The sequence below is a fragment of the Geobacter sp. OR-1 genome, from assembly GCF_000813145.1.
GTDB lineage: Bacteria > Desulfobacterota > Desulfuromonadia > Geobacterales > DSM-12255 > Geoanaerobacter.
Map to the genome: position 1 here is coordinate 1 of NZ_BAZF01000060.1, position 1,064 is coordinate 1,064.

A 1,064-nucleotide genomic window follows, 5' to 3' on the forward strand; every position below is an offset into this window, starting at 1 on the left:
TTCCAGTTGAGGGTTCCGGCAGCTACGTTGCCGGAGACGTTGACGAACCCGTTTACGTGTCGCGTCTGGTCAATTATCGAGCTGCTGCTGCCGGCTACGGAGCTGTGGCAGACGTTGCAGGTCAGCACGGCAAGAGTTGTGGTCCTTACATGCTTGGTGTGGGCACCTGACCATTTGAAGCTGCTGTCTGATGCCTGGTTGTGGCAGGAACCGCAGTTGGTGGTCTTGGCACTGGTCCAGGTGACGGTTGCGGTAACCGGTGCCGGATCCAGGCTGTTGCCGCTCCAGTGGCAGCTGTTCTGGCTGCAGGTCCCTGCGGTTGAGTATTTGAAGCCACGGCCGTCGCGGGCCGAATAAGAGCCGAAGGTGTAGGTCCCGCCGGATATGCTTATGTCGGCCAGGTTGCCGCTGTTTTCATGGTTCGCGATGGTCTTGCCATGACAGTTCTTGCAGGCAAAGGCATAGGCATTGGCCAGGTGGCGGTTGCTGCCGGTGTAGTGCCGGAAGACGGAGGTCCGGTTGTAGTGGATTGCATGGCCGGCGGTTGTGTCGGCTGACAGCAGGCCGGCATTATTGGCTCCGTGACAGGAGTTGCAGTTGCCGCCCGCGCCACGGTAGGCCATGCCGTCGTAGGCATTATCGGCATTATGCTGATGGCACTGGGTACAGATAGTGGCGGTATTGTGGCTGCCGTCCGATCCAGTGGCAGTGTAATGGACCATCTTGTTCGGGTCGGTCGACTTCTGGTCGTGGCAGACGTTGCAGATCGTGTTGAACGGCGCCGTTGTCCGACCGAAATCGGTTACGGCCGCCCTGGCAATGAACCGTACCGAGGTGGCGTCGGTAAATGCCGATGGTACGCCGGTATCAGAAACGGAGGCCTTGACCGGTCTTTTCTGGATCATCGCAATCGGGCCGTTGTTGGTTCCGGTCCTGTCGCCATGAGCATCGTGGCAGTCCCAGCAGAACTGGCCGCCGTTCAAGCTCGCCGAGTGCTTGTTGTAGTAATGGGTCTTGTTCACCCGCTTGCGGGCGGACTTGGTCGAGTAGGCGCTGAACGGTTC

1 protein-coding gene is annotated in these 1,064 nt (G+C 59.5%); it reads right to left on the reverse strand.

Features of this window, described 5'->3' with window-relative positions; translation table 11 throughout:
- A partial coding sequence (locus tag OR1_RS21250; protein ID WP_152610001.1) for a CxxxxCH/CxxCH domain-containing protein occupies window positions 1–1,064 on the reverse strand: 1,064 nt, incomplete at both ends.